The organism is Neisseria sp. Marseille-Q2251, from assembly GCF_940793045.1.
Lineage (GTDB): Bacteria > Pseudomonadota > Gammaproteobacteria > Burkholderiales > Neisseriaceae > Neisseria.
In genome coordinates, this window is record NZ_CALNWV010000012.1 from 44,297 (window position 1) to 62,559 (window position 18,263).

At 50.8% G+C, this 18,263-nt stretch carries 18 protein-coding genes; 15 read left to right on the plus strand and 3 right to left on the minus strand.

All coding sequences use genetic code 11. The features are described 5' to 3' along the window. The first annotated feature begins 9 nt into the window (after positions 1-9). Entirely contained in the window at positions 10-816 is an 807-nt protein-coding gene (locus AAG834_RS06390; RefSeq protein WP_342031614.1) for a tetratricopeptide repeat protein, read from the plus strand. Positions 817-861: 45 nt separating this feature from the next. On the opposite strand, the gene AAG834_RS06395 is transcribed toward AAG834_RS06390, so the two are convergent. Further along, complete coding sequence (locus AAG834_RS06395; RefSeq protein WP_342031615.1) at positions 862-1,365, minus strand: MarR family winged helix-turn-helix transcriptional regulator; 504 nt, start codon at positions 1,363-1,365, stop codon at positions 862-864. Positions 1,366-1,466: 101 nt separating this feature from the next. Between AAG834_RS06395 and AAG834_RS06400 the strand changes: the two genes are divergently transcribed. From AAG834_RS06400 to AAG834_RS06410, 3 genes are all read left to right on the plus strand, one after another. Continuing rightward, on the plus strand, positions 1,467-2,132 hold the full coding sequence (locus AAG834_RS06400) for an NAD(P)H-dependent oxidoreductase (RefSeq protein WP_342031616.1): 666 nt from the start codon (positions 1,467-1,469) through the stop codon (positions 2,130-2,132). A gap of 143 nt (positions 2,133-2,275) precedes the next feature. Next, entirely contained in the window at positions 2,276-2,740 is a 465-nt protein-coding gene (locus AAG834_RS06405; protein ID WP_342031617.1) for a carboxymuconolactone decarboxylase family protein, read from the plus strand. 180 nt (positions 2,741-2,920) lie between these two features. Next, complete coding sequence (locus AAG834_RS06410) at positions 2,921-3,781, plus strand: EamA family transporter (protein WP_342031618.1); 861 nt, start codon at positions 2,921-2,923, stop codon at positions 3,779-3,781. Between the two features lie 55 nt (positions 3,782-3,836). Here AAG834_RS06410 and hpnC read toward each other — a convergent pair whose 3' ends face one another. Then, complete coding sequence (gene hpnC, locus AAG834_RS06415) at positions 3,837-4,652, minus strand: squalene synthase HpnC (protein WP_049230468.1); 816 nt, start codon at positions 4,650-4,652, stop codon at positions 3,837-3,839. Positions 4,653-5,047: 395 nt separating this feature from the next. Here hpnC and AAG834_RS06420 point away from each other — a divergent pair, with 395 nt between their 5' ends. The 9 genes from AAG834_RS06420 (at position 5,048) to AAG834_RS06460 (ending at position 11,992) form a co-directional block, all read left to right on the plus strand. After that, entirely contained in the window at positions 5,048-5,308 is a 261-nt protein-coding gene (locus AAG834_RS06420) for a hypothetical protein (protein WP_342031619.1), read from the plus strand. Between the two features lie 126 nt (positions 5,309-5,434). Further along, positions 5,435-5,953, plus strand: a complete 519-nt coding sequence (locus AAG834_RS06425; RefSeq protein WP_039409892.1) for a GbsR/MarR family transcriptional regulator — start codon at positions 5,435-5,437, stop codon at positions 5,951-5,953. A 168-nt stretch (positions 5,954-6,121) separates the two neighbouring features. Further along, positions 6,122-6,481 carry a hypothetical protein gene (locus AAG834_RS06430; RefSeq protein ID WP_342031620.1) on the plus strand — a complete coding sequence of 120 codons (360 nt, stop codon included), beginning with the start codon at positions 6,122-6,124 and terminating at the stop codon, positions 6,479-6,481. Between the two features lie 92 nt (positions 6,482-6,573). Further along, positions 6,574-6,963 (plus strand): DoxX-like family protein, encoded by a 390-nt coding sequence (locus AAG834_RS06435; RefSeq protein WP_342031621.1) that lies wholly within the window; start codon positions 6,574-6,576, stop codon positions 6,961-6,963. Beyond that, complete coding sequence (locus tag AAG834_RS06440; RefSeq protein WP_070513557.1) at positions 6,960-7,442, plus strand: DUF2269 family protein; 483 nt, start codon at positions 6,960-6,962, stop codon at positions 7,440-7,442. The genes AAG834_RS06435 and AAG834_RS06440 overlap by 4 nt, the downstream gene beginning before the upstream one ends. A 40-nt stretch (positions 7,443-7,482) precedes the next feature. After that, the gene (locus AAG834_RS06445) at positions 7,483-8,322 is read left to right on the plus strand and encodes an NAD-dependent epimerase/dehydratase family protein (RefSeq protein WP_342031622.1); all 840 of its coding nucleotides are present in this window, start codon (positions 7,483-7,485) and stop codon (positions 8,320-8,322) included. Positions 8,323-8,517: 195 nt separating this feature from the next. Beyond that, positions 8,518-9,246, plus strand: a complete 729-nt coding sequence (locus AAG834_RS06450) for a hypothetical protein (RefSeq protein WP_070513551.1) — start codon at positions 8,518-8,520, stop codon at positions 9,244-9,246. Between the two features lie 151 nt (positions 9,247-9,397). Beyond that, positions 9,398-10,399, plus strand: a complete 1,002-nt coding sequence (gene hemB / locus AAG834_RS06455; protein WP_342031623.1) for a porphobilinogen synthase — start codon at positions 9,398-9,400, stop codon at positions 10,397-10,399. 180 nt (positions 10,400-10,579) lie between these two features. Next, positions 10,580-11,992 (plus strand): tetratricopeptide repeat protein, encoded by a 1,413-nt coding sequence (locus AAG834_RS06460; protein ID WP_342031624.1) that lies wholly within the window; start codon positions 10,580-10,582, stop codon positions 11,990-11,992. A gap of 222 nt (positions 11,993-12,214) precedes the next feature. Here AAG834_RS06460 and AAG834_RS06465 read toward each other — a convergent pair whose 3' ends face one another. Beyond that, complete coding sequence (locus tag AAG834_RS06465) at positions 12,215-14,437, minus strand: TonB-dependent receptor (RefSeq protein WP_342031625.1); 2,223 nt, start codon at positions 14,435-14,437, stop codon at positions 12,215-12,217. A gap of 250 nt (positions 14,438-14,687) precedes the next feature. Here AAG834_RS06465 and AAG834_RS06470 point away from each other — a divergent pair, with 250 nt between their 5' ends. Then, positions 14,688-16,457, plus strand: a complete 1,770-nt coding sequence (locus AAG834_RS06470) for an ABC transporter ATP-binding protein/permease (RefSeq protein ID WP_342031626.1) — start codon at positions 14,688-14,690, stop codon at positions 16,455-16,457. A gap of 130 nt (positions 16,458-16,587) precedes the next feature. Beyond that, positions 16,588-17,898 carry a DUF2130 domain-containing protein gene (locus AAG834_RS06475; RefSeq protein ID WP_342031627.1) on the plus strand — a complete coding sequence of 437 codons (1,311 nt, stop codon included), beginning with the start codon at positions 16,588-16,590 and terminating at the stop codon, positions 17,896-17,898. Positions 17,899-18,263 lie beyond the last annotated feature (365 nt).

Here is an 18,263-nt window from a genome sequence, read left to right on the forward strand (position 1 = left end):
GCAGAAACCATGAATCCTAAATCTCTCTACCGCGCCGCCCTGCTCGAATGCCTCAATTATGTCTGTTCTGACGAAGCCTACGCCGCCTACCGCAAACTCGCCAAAAAAGGCTGTCCCGACGGCTGGTTCGGTCTCGGCAATGCCCACCAATACGGCGAAGGTGCCAAGCCAAACCTCACCAAAGCCGAAAAATATTACCGCCGTGCCGCCAAACTCGGTCATCCCAAAGCAAAGGAATCCCTCGGCCGCCTGTACGAATTTGCAGAAAAGCCCGACTACCGCCGCGCCCGCAAATGGTATACACGTGCCTTTAAGCAACACAGTATTACAAACCCCGATATAGCCTATGCAGCCTACCGCCTCGGCTGGCTGAACGAGCGCGGCCTCGGCGGCAAAAAAGACATTAAGACAGCCTGCCAGCTCTACCGCAAAGCAGCCAAAGCGGGTTGCGCCGAAGCCCAACGCGCCCTCGGTTACCTGTACGATAAAGGTCTCGGTCTGCCCCGAAGCTATGCCAAAGCCTACAAATGGTACGCCCGCGCCGCCTTACAAGCGGATGAAACCGCCTGCAACAACATAGGCGTCCTCTACGACAGGGGCAACGGTGTGCGCCGCAGCAAAAAACAGGCGAAAAAATGGTACAAACTCGCCGCCCGCGCGGGCAGCATCATCGCATTATCCAACCTCGGTATCCTCTATGAAGATGCAGGTCGTCTGAAAAAAGCCGCCCGCTACTACCGCCGTGCCTCCGAGGCAGGCAACAAATATGCCGCCAAGCAATTGAAGCGGCTGGAGAAGAAAAAGTCTGTACAATAAACTAAGGTCGTCTGAAAACGGCGTGTCGCGTTTTCAGACGACCTTTTACCTACTTCCCTCCAAAACCTCCAGCCATTTCTCCAGACCGTGTTCAAGCGATGTTTTAGTTTTTAAATCTAATTTTTCCATCAACCGTTTTTCGTTTTCCACATGCGGAAACACGGCTTGTTCAATCAATTCTTTGCCTTTGTCGGTCAGGCGTACCAGCATACTTCGCGCGTCGTCCGGATTGGGCAGGCGGTCGATTAAGCCTTGGTTTTCCAGATTTTTCAGGCGCGTGGTCATGGTGCCGGACGTTACCATCAGCGCTGAAAACAGCTCGGTCGGTGTCAGCGTATAAGGCGCGCCACTGCGGCGCAAAGTGGCCAGCACATCAAACGAGCCTTCGGTTAAACCGTATTCTCCATAAACTTTTTCCAATTCGCGTGCGATGACGGCAGCGGCGCGTTTCAGACGGCCGATTAACAGCATATTTTCGGCGGCCAATTCAGGCAGTTCCTGCTTCCATTGGGCAACGGCGCGGACAGGAGCATCGGCGTGTTCGGTCATGTTTTTCTTTCAGTTTTTAAATTCCCACTATTTTATCTTGACTTCAAACTAATCTCTATTTATATTTAGTTTGAATTCAAGATAAATTTACAGGAAAAACCATGTTTACCGATAAACAAGCTGTTTTAAACGCCTTCCGTTTCCGCCACGCCTGCAAAAGTTATGATACGGCGAAGAAAATCCCTGCCGATGATTTCGCCTATATTCTGGAAACTGCGCGCCTGTCGCCCAGTTCGTTCGGGCTGGAACCTTGGCGGTTTTTGGTGATACAAAACCGTACTCTGCGCGAAGAGTTGCGCGGCATTGCATGGGGCGCGGCGGAAAAAATTATGGATTGCAGCCATTTTGTGATTTTGTTGGCACGCACACAGGCTGCCATGCAGGCGGATTATCAAGAAAAAATCTGGGGCGGCGCGCATGGAATGCCGTCTGAAACTATTGGGATGATGCAAAAATTTTTCAAACAGTTTGCCGAAACCGATTTTGCCATTGCCGATAATCCGCGCGCATTTAACGACTGGGCAGCCAAGCAAACCTATATCGCTTTGGCGAATATGATGACCGCTGCCGCGTTGATTGGTGTGGATTCCACGCCGATGGAAGGCTTTCAAAAAGAAAATGTGGAAAAACTGCTGTCGGAAAAAGGTTTAATCAATCTTGACGAATACCGCGTCAGCGTCATGGCGGCGTTTGGCTATCGCGCAGGCGAACCCAAGCGCGCCAAAACGCGGCAGGCAATAGACGATGTGGTTGATTGGATTGAATAAACACCTGAAAATCAGCAACACAGACATTCACCAGTTGGCAAAATTAAGAGTTTTGACCGATGGCAGCCTGCACTTGAATGAAGAAGAGAAGGTTTCCGATAGGCCAAATTTCCCACCCGCTTATTCATTTATTTGGAGGACTTATGCGCTTGCACTATTCCCAATATGCTCTTAATACCTATAAGGCACTGCTGGCCTTGGAAGCCAGCCTCACGCTGGATAGTACCCTGAAAGATTTAGTGAAACTGCGTGTTTCGCAAATCAACGGCTGCATTTTTTGTGTCGATATGCACGTTAAAGAAGCCAAGCTGCACGGCGAGCGCGAACTGCGCCTGCATCATTTGGCCGTTTGGCACGAATCAACCCTGTTTACCGAAAAAGAACGGGCCGCGCTGCAATGGGCGGAAAACCTGACCCGCATCTCCGAACAGGGAGTCTGCGATGCAGACTACGCAGCGGTACGCGCCCATTTTGATGAAGAAGAACTGGTGGCATTGACCCACGTCATCAACACCATCAACGTTTGGAACCGCCTGAACGTGGCTTTTGCCACCCCGGCAGGCAGCATGGACGGCCTGATGGGATTGGAGAAGGCAGGGCTGGTTTAGTCTGGCAAGACAATCTGAAATCGATCAAACAACAACAGGGGCTACCTAAAATATAAAAAGCAGTCTGCACATTCAAAACCAAAGTGCAGGCTGCTATTGCCCCATCACACCCCATTCCCTTTTTTCAGACGATCTACTGTATAGTCAATCTGAAAAAGCTGCATTCCTACGAGAATCAAAATGCCTAGCCGTACCGCCACCATCCTGACCACCGCGCTCGCCCCGCTGATTTGGGGCAGCACCTATCTCGTGACCACCGAATTCTTGCCGCCTGATCGCCCATTTACCGCTGCACTGATACGCGTGTTGCCCGCCGGGCTTTTGCTGTTGGCGTGGACGCGGCGCATACCCAAACGCGATGAATGGGCAACCGTTGTCTTGCTCGGTTTTTTGAACATCGGCTTTTTTCAGGCCATGTTGTTTGTGGCGGCGTATCGCTTACCGGGCGGACTGGCGGCGGTATTGAGTTCGACGCAGACGCTGATGGTGCTGGTGTTCACTTGGTTAATCGGCAAAACCATGCCGCCGAAAGCGGCTTGGGCTTGGTCGGCGGCAGGCGTTGTGGGGATTGCACTTTTGGTTTTGTCGCCGCAGGCGCGCTATGACGGGACGGGGATTTTGGCGGCATTGGCGGGCGCGGCGGCGATGGCGTTGGGCGTGTATTTGTCGAAACACCGCCGCACTTCGCTACCCGTGTTGGCGTTCACAGGCTGGCAGCTTTTCATCGGCGGCTTGTTTTTACTGCCCGTCGCCCTGCTTGCCGAACCGCGGCTCGAATCTTTAAGCCCCGCCAATATCGGCGGCTATCTGTATTTGTGCCTGTTTGGCGCGGTGTTGGCTTATGTGCTGTTTTTCAGAGGAATTGCGAAACTTTCGCCTGCTGCGGTTTCGTCGCTGGGATTGCTCAGCCCTGTCTCGGCATTTGTCTTGGGCTGGCTGTTCCTCGGGCAAGGCATGAACGCAAAATCGCTGTTGGGATTTGCGTTGGTCTTGATATCAATCTTCGGGGTACAGCGGGCAGTCATGAAAAAGGTCGTCTGAAAACAGCCTTGAAGCCTTCAAGCTGCTTTTCAGACGACCTCTTGCGCCGGTCGCTTTATTTCTTCAAGAATGCCCGTTTCAGAATAATCAACCAATCTTTTTTATCCAAAACAGGGCGTTGCGTGAATACATCGTATTTGCTGCCGTCCAGTTTCTGCAAAATCAGTTGTCCGCCGACAATAATCATCCGCAATTCAAATCCCAAACGGCCTTTCAGCGTTTTACCCAAGGGTGAGCCGCCTTTAAGCATTTGGAACGCGCGGTTGCATTCATACGCCATCAGTCTTTGGAACGCAAAATCCGCCTTGCCTTCGGCAATTTGCGCTTCGCTTACTTTGAATTTTTCCAAGTCGTCCTGCGGGATATAGACGCGACCTTTCTGCCAATCGACGGCAACGTCCTGCCAAAAGTTGATAAGTTGTAACGCGGTGCAGATGCCGTCGCTTTGGGCGATGCTGACTTCGTCGGTTTGTCCGTAAAGGTGCAGCATAATGCGTCCGATTGGATTAGCGGAACGGCGGCAGTAATCAATCAGGTCGCCAAAATCCTGATAACGGGTTTTGACAACATCCTGACTGAATGCGGACAAAAGATCGTAAAACGGCTGCAGCGGCAGTTTGAAGGGAGCGATGGCTTCGCGTTGCAAACGTTGCATTAGCGGGGTCAGCGGCGTTTCGCCACGCTGTATGCGGTCGAGTTCGGATTTGAGTTCGTCCAAAGCGCGCAAGCGTTCATCGGCTTTTGCACTGCCTTCATCGGCGAGGTCGTCCGCAGTGCGCGCAAAAGCGTAAACGGCATGAGTAGGTTTGCGCAGGCGGCGCGGCATAACGAGCGAACCGACGGGGAAATTTTCGTAATGGTTGACGGACATAGCTATTTTAAATTCGGTATCTTGGGGTCGTCTGAAAGTATGGAACCGCATTCTCAAATGGTTTACCAATAACGCGATATACTTTCAAACCCATATTAGCAACTCAGCATGATTTTAACACAACACATTATTTTATTAATGATTTAACTGTACGGCGCAAACAGAAATCCGAACGCCAAACACCCAATCATCTTGTTTTCCAAATTCAGACGGCCCTATTCACAAAACAGATTTTTGCTACGGCAAAAACTATATTGAGATGACAAACCGACATCTGGAAATAGACTGTCCCATCAAAACTTGCCCCGAAACCAATGCCGTCCTCGTTCTTCAATATACCCGTAAACACTTGATTCACTTATAATCCCCATACTGCCAAGCAAGCTGAGACTACGATGGACATGATGGCTTTCACGAATATTTTCTTAATCGTTCTATGTATTTTCACCATGCTGCTGGTGTGGTCGCGAAATTGGAAGCACAAACAGGCGTATTTCGAAAAAATCAAAAACAATCCGGACAATCTGAAATGGCTTAAGCAAAATCTGACCGGAAAAGAAAAAACAGACCTCAAAAACATCAACGAGCATTTCGGACTGCCTTTGCTGCAAGCGAAGCAACTGCTGGAATACTACAAACAACAGTCAAAAAAATAATCTGTCTTTCCAAACAGGCGGACTGAATAGCGGGCAATATCCAGTTCGCCTGTTTTTTGCTATTTTCAAAAAATCTTTTATTTCTGTATTGACAGAAATAAAAGACAAAAATAAAATACCCTCACTATGAAACTGAATCCGACCACTGAAAAATTCATCCTCCACTGGGGCGAAATGGGCACCAAATGGGGCGTCAACCGTACCGTTGCGCAAATCCACGCCCTGCTCTACATTTTAGGCAGACCGATGAATGCCGAAGAAATCACCGAAACGCTCGGCGTAGCGCGCTCCAATGTCAGCAACAGCATCAAAGAGCTGCAAAACCTGAGACTGGTGCATACCGTGCATATTTTGGGCGACAGACGCGATCATTTTGAAACTTCAGACGACGTCTGGACTTTGTTCCGCACCATCGCAGAAATGCGTATGCAGCGTGAAATCGAACCGACGCGGCAATTTTTGCAAAGCCTGATCGACAGCCCTGAATTTAGTCAGGAAAACGAAACCGCCAAGCAGCGAATCCGACAAACCCATGATTTCATCAGTACGCTTACCACGTGGGCAAATGAAATGTTGAAGCTTTCTACTTCAACCATGGTGAAAATTTTAAAAATAGGCGCCGGAATACAAAAATTTTTCCGATGATGCCAATTAAATGGGTTTTTATAGTGGATTAACTTTAAATCAGGACAAGGCGACGAAGCCGCAGACAGTACAGATAGTACGGCAAGGCGAGGCAACGCCGTACTGGTTTAAAGTTAATCCACTATAATATACCCAACCCGGTTTCTCTTACGCAATCATAGGTGTGTTATGTCGCATTCAACAGAAGATTATTTCAACTATCCGAGAGGCAGAGTCATCATCGCTTATACTGCATCTACGATATTTTTTGCGTTTAGTATCGGTTACTATGCTTTATTCTTTACCGTACCAGCCCTAATTTGCGGTTTGATCTTAAGTTTGACGTCTACATATAGAGACTTACGCGGCCTTATACGGGCCATCATAACCGGATCATTATGCGGTTGCCTGTATCTTTTACTGTTTGGTGCAGATTTTGTCACCAGCCTCCTAGCCGGCATGGTAATAGGCGGTACTTATTCTTTGATTGTTGGCGTTTTGAGCTTGCCCAATCCTCCGGGGGAAGATGATATTCAAAAACCTGCCTAATTTTTTTTACCCTTATATTTCTCTTTTGACAGAAATTTTAGAAATTACAGACTAATTATATAAACAACCTGAAATGAAATTAGGAAAGCAATATGTCTGACAATGCTACGCACTCTCCCCCTGCCTACCTGCCTTACTCGATGGGGCTGCTATGGCTATGGAGCGGTACCCAACCTCTGTTTTTCATGCCTGAAATGTCATTGGATTTGCTGCATTCGGTCGGTCTCCCCAATCCGTTGCAATGGCCGACATTGATCGCCGCTTCGCTACTGGACATCGGTTTTGCCTATTTATGCTTCAGCCGCTTTCGCTCCCGTTCAGCAATATGGCTGCTGCAATTGATAACCGTCGCGGCATACAGCCTGATCATTGCCTTCAGACTACCCGAAATGTGGGCGCATCCGTTTGCGCCTTTGGTAAAAAACCTGCCGATTATGGCTACTTTATTTTTCCTGTATCAATCCGTAGGAGATAAAAAATGAACACTTATTTAATCGTTAAAACCCTGCACATCATCTCGGCTACCTTAATGGTCGGCACCGGCTTTGGTACGGCGTTTTACCTCTTTTGGGCAAACCGCAGCGGTTCGGTTGCCGCGCAGTCGGTCGTATCGCATTGGGTCATCAAAGCAGACTGGTGGTTTACAACCCCTGCCGTCATTTTCCAACCTTTGTCCGGCTTATGGATGCTGTACGAACGCGGCTATACCGTGTCGACGATGTTAGAACAAGATTGGATATGGATGACGCTTGGCTTATACGTTCTTTCGGGTATTTGCTGGCTGCCCGTTGTCTGGCTGCAAATCCGCATGGCAAAGATTGCCGAAAAAGCGCATAAAGAAAACGCAGACACCATTCCGGAACCCTATTGGCGTTACGCCAGACGCTGGGAATTACTGGGCTATCCCGCCTTTTGCGCCACTATCGTGATTTACTTCCTGATGGTGATGAAACCGATTTAAAGATTTTCAGACGACCTCAGCAACACCATAAAGAAAAACCATGAACATCATCATTTTCGGAGGCAGCGGCTTCATCGGCAGCCGTACCGCTCAAATCCTCAAAGAACAAGGTCACCAAGTTTGTACGCCCGACCGCCGCGCCTTCGATTTTCTTCATCCCGACGAAACCGCCGCACGCCGTTTATTAGAGGGGCAAGACGTCCTCATCAACTGCATAGGCATCATGAGCCGTCATGCCGAAATACTCGAAACCGTACACCACCACACACCCAGACAGCTCGCTGCATGGGCAAAAGCAGCAGGCGTAACACGCTGGGTGCAACTATCCGCACTGGGTGCCGACCCATCTCAATCCATCAACTTTGTCGGCAGTAAAGGACGTGGGGATGATGCCGTCGTCCAAAGCGGCATCCCGATTGCCATAGCCAGACCATCCGTCGTTTACGGGCGAGGGGGAACCAGCTGCGAACTGTTCATCAAATTAGCCCGCCTCCCTTTACTTCCCCTGCCGGAAGGCGGCCGCTTTCATTTGCAGCCCGTCCATCTAGCCGATGTTGCCGAAGGTTTGGCAAAACTTGCCGTCCAAACCGGCACCGACCATAGCATCATCAATATGACCGGCAGCCAAACACTGACTTTGGCGGAATACCTGACCACCCTCCGCCAAACCCTGCACCACAAACCGCCGCAACATATCCTGCCTATTCCCCTACGCCTGCTTGACCCTGCGCTGCCGTTGGTAAACATCCTCAGCAACGGCATCATCAGCCGCAACAGTTTTGCCCTACTCGAGCAAGGTTCGTGCGCCGATTATTCTGATTTTGCAGCTTTACTGGGGAGAGAACCATTAGCCGCAGAAAACTTTTCCCATCAAAGTTGAATCAGAAATACACACGAAAAGGTCGTCTGAAACCGCCTCGTCATAAGCCGGTTTCAGACGACCTTTTGCCCTAACGCAAGAGACCGCTGATACAATAAAGCGCCCGCCTGAAGAATATTTTGCTACAATATGTAATTATATGTTATATAATCAGTATATTATCAATAAAATAATATTTTTATCACGACTCATATTATGGCTCAGAAACTTAAAACACATATTAAATACATCCTACTTGCTTCCGTCTTGCTCTCTGGCTGTCAGACAACCTTTGAAGAAGATCAAACCCGGCGCAGCAAAATCACCCAATTCGCCCTCAATCACCCCGTAGCGGCGCAAGCCATCGGTATGGAAGACACAGGCTCATTCAATATCAGCAGCAATGCCACGCGTTTTGCCTACCGCAGCGGCTTAGACGACACAGCCAACGGAGATGGCAAAGGCACGCAGGTCAATGCAGTGCGCCAAACATTGTGGCAAGCTGCCATTACCTCCCAATTCGACAACGTAATCGCCGAAGAAGCAGGTAATGCCTACCTTGCCGACATCAAAATCCGCGAAGGGAAAATCAACTATTTCAGCCGTTATCTCGCGGATCAGGCAGTTGACCAACGCAACAACCGTATCGGCCGCAGCATCGGCAGCGGCAGACCCAATACCGACATGAAAACCCTTGCCGAAAGTGTTTTGCTCTATTACCACAAAATCGGCTTGTGGACCGCATCGGAAACGCGCACCGGCGGACGCAAAGTATGGCGCATCACCCAAGAAAAACTCAGCCCTGCCGCCTACCGCGAAGCCATGAAAAATATCGAGCCGCTGGATGCCCAAGGCTTGCGTGAAGAAGAGCGCAATATGCCCAAACCCGACAAAATCGACTCGATTTCCAAAACGGTCAAAGCCATCAGAAAAGTAAAAGACTGATTTTTCGGCACTCTGAGCAAATTTTGAGTAATCCCCCAAAACGGCGTAAACTGTCGCAAACCCATTTTCAGACGACCCCTGCTTGCAAAGAGGTCGTCTGAAAACATTTCTCCTGCCGATTTAGCTGTTTCCAGAAGGACAAAGGACGATTATGAACTTCCCACCGCGTTACGTTTCCGCCACCCGTATGCGCCGAATGCGCAAAGACGACTTCTCCCGCCGCCTGATGCGCGAGCATACCCTGACCGCAGACGATTTGATTTACCCCGTCTTCGTACTCGAAGGCAGCAACCAAGAAGAAGCCGTCCCTTCCATGCCCGGCGTGAAACGGCAAAGTCTGGACAAATTATTGTTCACCGCCGAAGAAGCCCTCAAGCTCGGCATACCCATGTTGGCACTCTTCCCCGTTGTTACCCAAAATAAAACCGAATTGGCAGAAGAAGCCTACAACCCCGAAGGACTCGTTCCTACCGTCGTACGCACCCTGCGCGAAAAATTCCCCGAACTGGGCATCATGACCGACGTCGCACTCGACCCCTACACCATCCACGGGCAAGACGGGCTGACCGATGCAAACGGCTACGTCCTCAATGACGAAACCATAGAAGTTTTGGTGAAACAAGCCTTGTGCCATGCCGACGCTGGTGCACAAGTCGTCGCCCCGTCTGACATGATGGACGGCCGCATCCTCGCCATCCGCGAAGCCCTAGAAGACGCGGGACACATCCACACCCGCATCATGGCGTATTCCGCCAAATACGCTTCCGCATTTTACGGCCCGTTCCGCGATGCGGTCGGCAGTTCCGGCAACTTAGGCAAAGCCGACAAGAAAACCTACCAAATGGATCCTGCCAATACCGACGAAGCCTTGCATGAAGTCGCCCTCGACATTCAGGAAGGCGCGGATATGGTGATGGTCAAACCAGGCCTGCCCTATCTTGACGTTGTCCGCCGCGTCAAAGACGAGTTCGGCGTACCGACCTACGCCTACCAGGTTTCCGGCGAATACGCCATGCTTCAAGCCGCCATTCAAAACGGCTGGCTGGACGGCGAAAAAGTCATACTCGAAAGCCTGCTCGCCTTCAAACGCGCCGGCGCCGACGGCATCCTGACCTATTACGCCGTCGAAGCAGCAAGGATGTTGAAAAAATAAAACGACAACAAAATGCCGCCGGTTTGCACAGAATGCCCGGCGGCATTCATATTAAGGCATTTGCCCGACAAAATTTATTACAACGGAATGAATAATCAGGTAATTTCTGGTAAAATACCGCGACTTTCAAACAAACACTTACAGCGTCCGTTTTATAAAATTCAAAATATATACAATAAAATGAATACAACAACCGCAGATACACTATTTCGGGAAGCTCACTCATTCATGACCCAAATTCCGCCCGATTTTGCCGCCGCAGTTCCACTGTTGCAAAAAGCAGCAAACGAAGGTCATACGGAAGCAGAATTCCATCTTGCAGGCTGCCTGTTACAAGGGCAAGGCATACCTGCCAACCGTGAAGCCGGCATACGCCTGATGCAACAAGCAGCGCGTGACGGTCATCCCTACGCCAGCTACAACCTCCTGCAAATCCAAGAAGCACAAGGTATGCCGCTCAATACCCTGCTCCCCTCCTATCGAGAATTGGCAGAAGCAGGCATTATCGAAGCGCAGCTTAAACTGATGCGCGCTTATCATGACGCAGGTCAGCACGAAGAAGCCGTCGATTGGGCCGTACTTGCCGCCCGCCAGCAAAACCCTCAAGCCTTATATTTTTTGGGGCAGCATTGCCAATATACTTCGCCACCCGACTATCCCCAATCACACCAGCTCTACCAACTCGCCGCCAAACAAGGATTTACGCCGGCGAATTGGCAGCTTGGGTTGCAATACAAGCTCGGACAAGGCGTAGCACCTGACCTTGAACAAGCCGCCCAACACCTCTACATCGCGGCAAGCGACAACATTGCGCCTGCACAGGTCGCCCTTGCGGAAATCCTGCTTCCGACCCATCCCGACAAAGCCATCCGTTGGCTGGAAACCGCCGCCAGACAAAACAGCAGCGATGCTTACGCCAAGCTCGCAGAAATTCATCTGTTGGGCAAAGATGTTCCGAAAGACACGGATAAAGCACGCCGCTACGCCAAAGCAGCCGCCCGCCGCAACCATCCCGAAGCGCTGCGGTTGCTCGGCGATATCTATCGCTACGGACTGGGCATCCTTCCCGAACCCTCCAAAGCGCGCCATTACTATCAGCTTGCTGCTGATTTGGGCAATCTTGCCGCACACCAAAAACTGCTCGCCGACATTGCCCTGAACAATAAGCAAAACTACCCCCAAGCCAAAGAACACGCGTTGAAACGCCAACAGGCAGAGCAATTCTATCAGTTGGCTTTTGCCGCCCATTACGGTCTGAACCGCTCGCCCGACCATACCGAAGCGTTAACGCTCTATCAACAGGCCGCAGATTTGGGGCACAGCAAAGCGCAAACCAATCTCGGCATGATGTACTACAACGGTTATGGAACGGAGACCGACTATACCGAAGCCGCCAAATGGTTCGCGCAGGCGGCACAGCAAAAAGACACGATGGCGCAATACAACCTCGCCTGCCTCTATTTCCACGGAACAGGCGTCCGCCGCAACACAGCCTTAGCCTGCCGTTGGCTTGAAACTGCCATCAATGATGGTCACGAGCAGTCTGAAATCCTCAAGCAACTGCTGGCGCATTGGAAACAGCAACTCCCATAACATCCTACGCTCGGCAACATTTTTCCAAAGAAGCCGCCAACGCTTGTGATATCCATACAAACCATTGCCTCCGCGTTGTGATTAATGGGGTATCGTTCTACGATAAGTCATATCACTTGCCCATTTCAAAAAATATTGGAAAACAATAGAAAAGGTCGTCTGAAAACCCTGATTGGGGATTTTCAGACGACCTTTGTCTTTGCCGGTTGGTCTGTTCGGATATTAGAAATCCAATTCCGCTTTCAGCCAGTAAGTACGCGGCATGCCGACGACGGCGAAGCTGCGGTCGTATTGCCCGCGCTGTACCTGCCAGTAGTTTTTGTTGAACAGGTTTTCTACCGAGCTGCTGACGGTCAAGGTGTTTTTGCCCAGCTTGGTTTTGTAGCGTGCGCCTACGTCAACCAAGGTATAGGATGGGAAGGCGTATTGTTTTTGCGTATCTTGGTAAGACTTGCCGAAGTACGAAACGTTGCCGTTCAAGGTCAAGCCTTTGGCAAACGGTGTATCCCATTCCACGCCTGCTTTGGCAATCACGCGCGGGTTGGCGACTTGTACGCCGTTAACCAAATTGTCGGCGAAATTCGGATAATCTTTTACGGTTGATTGCAGATACATCAGACCGAAAGTCGGACGCAGGGTTTTGTTCAACAAGTTGGCATAGGTATTGAACTCGATACCGCGGCTGCGTTCTATGCCTTGCTCCGAACCGCTATAAGCCAAGCCTGCATTTTTGCGCGCTGCGAAATCAGTTCCTGAAGTCGTGTTGCCGCGCCAGTAGCCCGGGCGTTTGATTTGGAACGCGTTTAAAGTGGTGACAAAGTCGCCCCAGTTTTTGCGTACGCCGACTTCAAATTGGCGGCTGACGCGCGGATCTGCCATCGTTACATGACCGTCGTCATCAGTACGGATGTCGGACGGCTCCAAATCTTCCATATAGTTTCCGTAAACCACCAAATCGGGCTGCGGAACCCATGCTGCCATCAACATCGGGCTGAAACGGTTCGCATCCGCTTTGCGGCCGTTTAATTTGTTTTTCTGCTCGACGGCTTGGAAACGCCCGCCCAAAGTGAGTCGGTATTTGTTGTCGGCAAAACCAAGCGTGTCAGATACCGCCAAACTGTTCACTTTGATCACGGTATCCACTGAAGGCTTTGCACTCCAAGCCGTTCCTAAGTTGGAATCCAATTTTGCCAATTGGGTTGGAATATCAAGGCTCGGATCGATAACGCTGCTTCTTGTTTGACGTGCTCCTTGATAAGTAGTGCGTTTACGGTCGATGCGGTCAAATGCGGTACTCCAGTTGTGACTTACCGGACCGGTTTCAAATTCGCCGCGTGCAGTCAGATTCATACTGAGCGTTTTGAAACGCTGGTCGGTCAAACGCGCGCGACCCGAATTGTAGGTCAAACCGCTGCTCGTAACGGTAGGAGAGGCGAAACTACCGTAATAGCGTGCATTGTTGTAGCCGATACCGCCTGTAATTTGGGCATTTTCAAACGCATCCCATTCGAAGGTCAGCATATTCGTTTGACCGCGCGTGTTTTGAGCCTGCCAGCTCGGCGCCAAATTCACTTTGCCTTCAGGTGCGGCAAACAAGCGTCCGTTGGCGTTTTGAATGTCCTGCATACGTGCACGGCCGCCGTTGGTTTTGCGTTTGGCGTAGATGGAGTCGAACGCCACGCGCAGTGTTTCGCCGCGGTAGTCAGCATTTAAGGCAAATTCTTTATTGTCTTCGCTGTAACCGTGGCGCGGGGTGTCGCCGTGGCGCAGTTTGCCGTTGGCACGCACGCCGAATTCTTTGTTTTCGCCGAAACGTTGACCCAAGTCGAATGTGCCTTGGGCGCGGTTGTTGCTGAACCAGCCCAAGCCGATTTTGCGGTTGCCTTCATCGGCGGCTTTTTTGGTTTCGATATTGACGGAACCGGATACCGCTCCTTCAGGGTCCATGCCGTTTACGGCGGTGGACGCGCCTTTAATCAATTGCGCGGAGCCGACTTGCACGCTGGCTGTGCCTTGCGTGCCGTACATGCCCGCCAAACCGTTGACGCTGAATTGGCGCGCATCAAGCTGATAACCGCGGAAATACAGGCCGGTCAATGTGTTGCTTTCGCCGCCGAACTGCCAAACGGAAGCGTCTTTTTTCGCTACGGCATCCACCAAAGTACGCGCTTCGGTGTTGTTGAGGGCTTGTTCGTCGTAGTTGACGACGGTAATCGGCGCGGTAAAGGCGTTGGCTTTGCCCAATACGCCCAAGTTCACGCGGTCGCGCAAGTCGCCGTCGCTGGCGATGGAGTAGGAACGTGCGGCTTTGACGCGTTTGGCGTCGGCGCGGACATGGACTTCCTGCAACTGCTGTTGCATAGGGGCTTCGGGTGTCGCTTCATCGGCGGCATAAGAAAACGCGCTCATAATCAAAAGCGGCATCAGGGCTAATTTGCTGTTCATAGATTCCTTCTGTCTCTGAGGTGGGTTATTTTTATTGCAATAAGCGTTAAAAATCACAAAGTAATTTTGCTGCGGAATTATATTTGATAACATTCTGCTTTTCTATAAAAAGTGATGATAACTATTTGTAAAAACAAAAATACAACATCAATCAAAACTTTATCCATAGTAATTGTAAATTATTTTATTAAGCGGAGAATCAGGGTTTCAGACGACCCCTGCCCGCTGCCTGCCTCAAGAGACAATGCACATGCAAAAATGGCAAACCGAGCTTTATTCCACGCCGTCTTGGCTGTTACAGACCTTGTTGATGGTCGCCTCCGCCTCGGCGGTGATTCTGTTTTTGGCACGCGAAACGCGCTTCGGGCGCGAGTTCGCCTATATCCTGCGGCTGTGTCTGACGCCGAAAAGCGCGGTCAAAGTCTTGCTGCTGATTACGGCGATGATTGCGCTGCTGCTGACCGAAGTGCGGCTGAATGTATTGAGTACCTTCATGTCCAAAGGGCTTTACGACTCGATGCAGGATTTAAACGCCTCCGCGTTTTGGATGTTTGCAGCGATGAACGCGGGCGTGGTGCTGGTGAGGGCGTTTAACAACGTCGTCAACGACTTTCTCGATCAAGGCTTGGCGATTAAATGGTCGGAGCGGCTCAATGAAGTGCTGACAACGCGCTGGCTTGCCGACAAAAACTACTACCGCCTGCAAATGCGCCGCCATACACCGGACAACATCGACCAGCGTATCCAGCAGGACGCGCAGGATTTCATCGCATCGACCATAGAATTTGTGCGCGGCATGGTCAATTCGGTCGTTACCTCGCTGGAATTTGCCGTTGTTTTGTGGGGCTTGGCGGGCATCCTGACCGTGTTCGGCTTCGACATTCCGCACGGCATCGTTTGGTTTGTCTATATGTTTGTGATTTTGGCGACCTTTATCGCCATGTGGATAGGCAACCCTTTGATTCGTTACAACTATGAAAACGAAAAGCTCAACGGCGACTACCGTTACTCCCTCATCCGCGTGCGCGACCACGCCGAAAGCGTGGCGTTTTACAGCGGCGAACAACACGAACACGGCCAGCTTGCCGACCGCTTCAAAGCCATCATCCGCAACCGTTGGCGCATCGCCCGCCAAAGCGTCTGCTTGAGCGGCTTTAACGACATGTTTACCAACGGAATCAAACTCTTCCCCATTATTTTGCAAGCCCCGCGCCTGTTTGCCGGGCAAATCAAAATCGGCGACATCCAGCAGACCGTCCAAGCCTTCGCCCGACTGCAAAACGCCCTCTCCTTCTTTCGGATGTTCTACAACAAATTCACCGCCTACCGCGCCCGACTGGAGCGTCTGTACGGATTCTTGTTGAGTACGGAAGAACAACACAGCGCGCAGCAACCCGACATTACCGAAGTTTCAGACGACCTCTCGCTGGAAAACGTCGCCCTGTTCCGCCACAACGGCGAAATCCTGTTGAGCGGCATCAACGTCAACCTCAAAAGCGGCGATTCCCTGCTGATACGCGGTCCGAGCGGTTGCGGCAAAACCTCGCTGCTGCGCGCGCTGGCAGGGCTTTGGCCGTTCGGCAGCAGCGGCAAAGTCAGCCGTCCGCCGCATCAAGACATCCTCTTCCTGCCGCAACGCCCCTACACGGCGCAAGGCAGCCTGCGCGACGCGATTTGTTATCCCGACATCGACAAACAGCATCCCGAACTAGCCGAAGCCATGAACACCTGTCGTTTAGGTTATCTCATTGATAAATTGGACAAAACCGACGACTGGCAACATAAACTCTCCCCCGGCGAACTGCAACGCGTCGCCTTCGTCCGCGCCCTGCTTTCACAGCCCAAAGTCATCCTACTCGACGAAGCCACCGCCGCTTTGGACGAACCGACCGAAGCCCTGCTCTACCGCGCTTTGAAACGCAAACTGCCGCAGAGCATCATCATCAGCATCGGCCACCGCAGCACGCTCAACGAGTTTCACGATTTCAGTCTTGATGTCGGCAACGTAGCTTGCGATTGAATGTAAAGCGACGAGGTCGTCTGAAAACCCGTAAGGGTTTCGCTAAAACGAGCGCAGCAAGTTTCGCTAAAACTTTTTCAGACGACCTTTCTGCTAAAATCACACACTTCAAATACAAGGGAAACCCGCCATGCACGAAATCAAATGCCCGCACTGCCACACCGCGTTTACCGTCAACGAAGCCAGTTACGCCGACATCCTGAACCAAGTCCGCACCCAAGAATTTCAAACAGAAATCCATGAGCGTCTGCAACAGGCGCAGATGCAGTTTCAAAGCGACATGCAGCTTGCCCAAGCGCAGGCGCAAAATCAGTTCGACAAAATCCTGGCCGACAAAAACCACGAAATCGCCGCCCTGTCCAACCAAATCAACGCCTACGAAAAAGACAGCAAACTTGCCACCGCCGAAATCGAAGGTCGTCTGAAAGCGCAAATTGCCGAACAGGACAAATTGATTGCCGAACTGAAAGCGCAGGCAAAATCGCTGGAAACGGCGAAAAACATGGAAAAAGAGCTGGAAATCACCAAAGCCGTTGCCGAAAAAGAACGCGAATTGGGCAATCTGAACACGCAGCTCATGCTGCAATCCAAAGAAAACCAGTTGGAAAAACAAAGCCTGCGCGAAAAATACGAAGCTGAACTCAAACAAAAAGACGAAACCATCGCCTTCTACAAAGACTTCAAAGCCAGACAGTCCACCAAAATGATAGGCGAAAGTCTCGAGCAGCACTGCGAAACCGAATTCAACCGCATCCGCACCACCGCCTTTCCCCAAGCCGTCTTCGGCAAGGACAACGACGCCAAAACCGGCAGTAAAGGCGACTACATCTACCGCGAAACCGACGAAGAAGGCAACGAAATCATCTCCATCATGTTCGAGATGAAAAACGAAAACGACGAAACCGCCACCAAAAAGAAAAACGAACAATTTTTCAAAGAGTTGGACAAAGACCGCAAAGAAAAAAACTGCGAATACGCCGTCCTCGTCTCACTTTTGGAAGCCGACAGCGAACTCTATAACAACGGCATCGTCGACGTGTCCTATGCCTACCCGAAAATGTACGTCGTGCGCCCGCAGTTCTTCATCCCCATCGTCTCCCTGCTGCGTAACGCCGCGCTCAATTCATTGAAATACAAACAAGAATTGGCACAAATGCGCGCGCAAAACATCGACATCACGCACTTTGAAGAAGACTTGGACAAGTTCAAAACCGACTTCGCCCGCAATTACGAACTCGCCAGCCGCAAGTTCCAAACCGCCATCGACGAAATCGACAAAACCATCAGCCACCTGCAAAAAACCAAAGAAGCCCTGCTCTCTTCGGAAAACAACCTGCGCCTTGCCAACAACAAAGCGACCGACCTGACCGTCAAAAAACTGGTGCGCAAAAACCCAACCATGAAGGCCACCTTTGCCGCGTTGGAGAAAAAAGAGGATTGAGATTTGCTTCGAGAATGAAAATAGAAATACCAGCCGACCGTTACGCCCGCGCAAGCAGGAGTAACGGAGAACAGGTGTCTCGTTTTCTATCAGTTCGTGAACAAACTCATTTATCCACATCTATAGTGGATTAACTTTAAACCAGTACGGCGTTACCTCGCCTTGCCGTACTATCTCTACTGTCTGCGGCTTCGTTGCCTTGTCCTGATTTAAATTTAATCCACTATACAAAAAGGTCGGCGGATTCGCATTTGAAGTGCAACTTTCCATAACAGAAAAAGGTCAGTATGCGGTAGCATACGGCCTTTCCTGCAAGAAAGATTGCCATGAGCTACACACAACTGACCCAAGACGAACGATACCAC

What these genes read in the sequence shown, in the direction of transcription:
- AAG834_RS06475 (WP_342031627.1), top strand. Translation starts at nt 16,588, where the DNA reads ATGCACGAAATCAAATGCCCGCACTGCCACACCGCGTTTACCGTCAAC.
- AAG834_RS06395 (WP_342031615.1), bottom strand. Translation starts at nt 1,365, where the DNA reads ATGACCGAACACGCCGATGCTCCTGTCCGCGCCGTTGCCCAATGGAAG.
- AAG834_RS06410 (WP_342031618.1), top strand. Translation starts at nt 2,921, where the DNA reads ATGCCTAGCCGTACCGCCACCATCCTGACCACCGCGCTCGCCCCGCTG.
- AAG834_RS06400 (WP_342031616.1), top strand. Translation starts at nt 1,467, where the DNA reads ATGTTTACCGATAAACAAGCTGTTTTAAACGCCTTCCGTTTCCGCCAC.
- AAG834_RS06465 (WP_342031625.1), bottom strand. Translation starts at nt 14,437, where the DNA reads ATGAACAGCAAATTAGCCCTGATGCCGCTTTTGATTATGAGCGCGTTT.
- AAG834_RS06435 (WP_342031621.1), top strand. Translation starts at nt 6,574, where the DNA reads ATGTCTGACAATGCTACGCACTCTCCCCCTGCCTACCTGCCTTACTCG.
- AAG834_RS06425 (WP_039409892.1), top strand. Translation starts at nt 5,435, where the DNA reads ATGAAACTGAATCCGACCACTGAAAAATTCATCCTCCACTGGGGCGAA.
- AAG834_RS06445 (WP_342031622.1), top strand. Translation starts at nt 7,483, where the DNA reads ATGAACATCATCATTTTCGGAGGCAGCGGCTTCATCGGCAGCCGTACC.
- AAG834_RS06430 (WP_342031620.1), top strand. Translation starts at nt 6,122, where the DNA reads ATGTCGCATTCAACAGAAGATTATTTCAACTATCCGAGAGGCAGAGTC.
- AAG834_RS06460 (WP_342031624.1), top strand. Translation starts at nt 10,580, where the DNA reads ATGAATACAACAACCGCAGATACACTATTTCGGGAAGCTCACTCATTC.
- AAG834_RS06405 (WP_342031617.1), top strand. Translation starts at nt 2,276, where the DNA reads ATGCGCTTGCACTATTCCCAATATGCTCTTAATACCTATAAGGCACTG.
- AAG834_RS06440 (WP_070513557.1), top strand. Translation starts at nt 6,960, where the DNA reads ATGAACACTTATTTAATCGTTAAAACCCTGCACATCATCTCGGCTACC.
- AAG834_RS06470 (WP_342031626.1), top strand. Translation starts at nt 14,688, where the DNA reads ATGCAAAAATGGCAAACCGAGCTTTATTCCACGCCGTCTTGGCTGTTA.
- hpnC (WP_049230468.1), bottom strand. Translation starts at nt 4,652, where the DNA reads ATGTCCGTCAACCATTACGAAAATTTCCCCGTCGGTTCGCTCGTTATG.
- hemB (WP_342031623.1), top strand. Translation starts at nt 9,398, where the DNA reads ATGAACTTCCCACCGCGTTACGTTTCCGCCACCCGTATGCGCCGAATG.
- AAG834_RS06390 (WP_342031614.1), top strand. Translation starts at nt 10, where the DNA reads ATGAATCCTAAATCTCTCTACCGCGCCGCCCTGCTCGAATGCCTCAAT.
- AAG834_RS06420 (WP_342031619.1), top strand. Translation starts at nt 5,048, where the DNA reads ATGGACATGATGGCTTTCACGAATATTTTCTTAATCGTTCTATGTATT.
- AAG834_RS06450 (WP_070513551.1), top strand. Translation starts at nt 8,518, where the DNA reads ATGGCTCAGAAACTTAAAACACATATTAAATACATCCTACTTGCTTCC.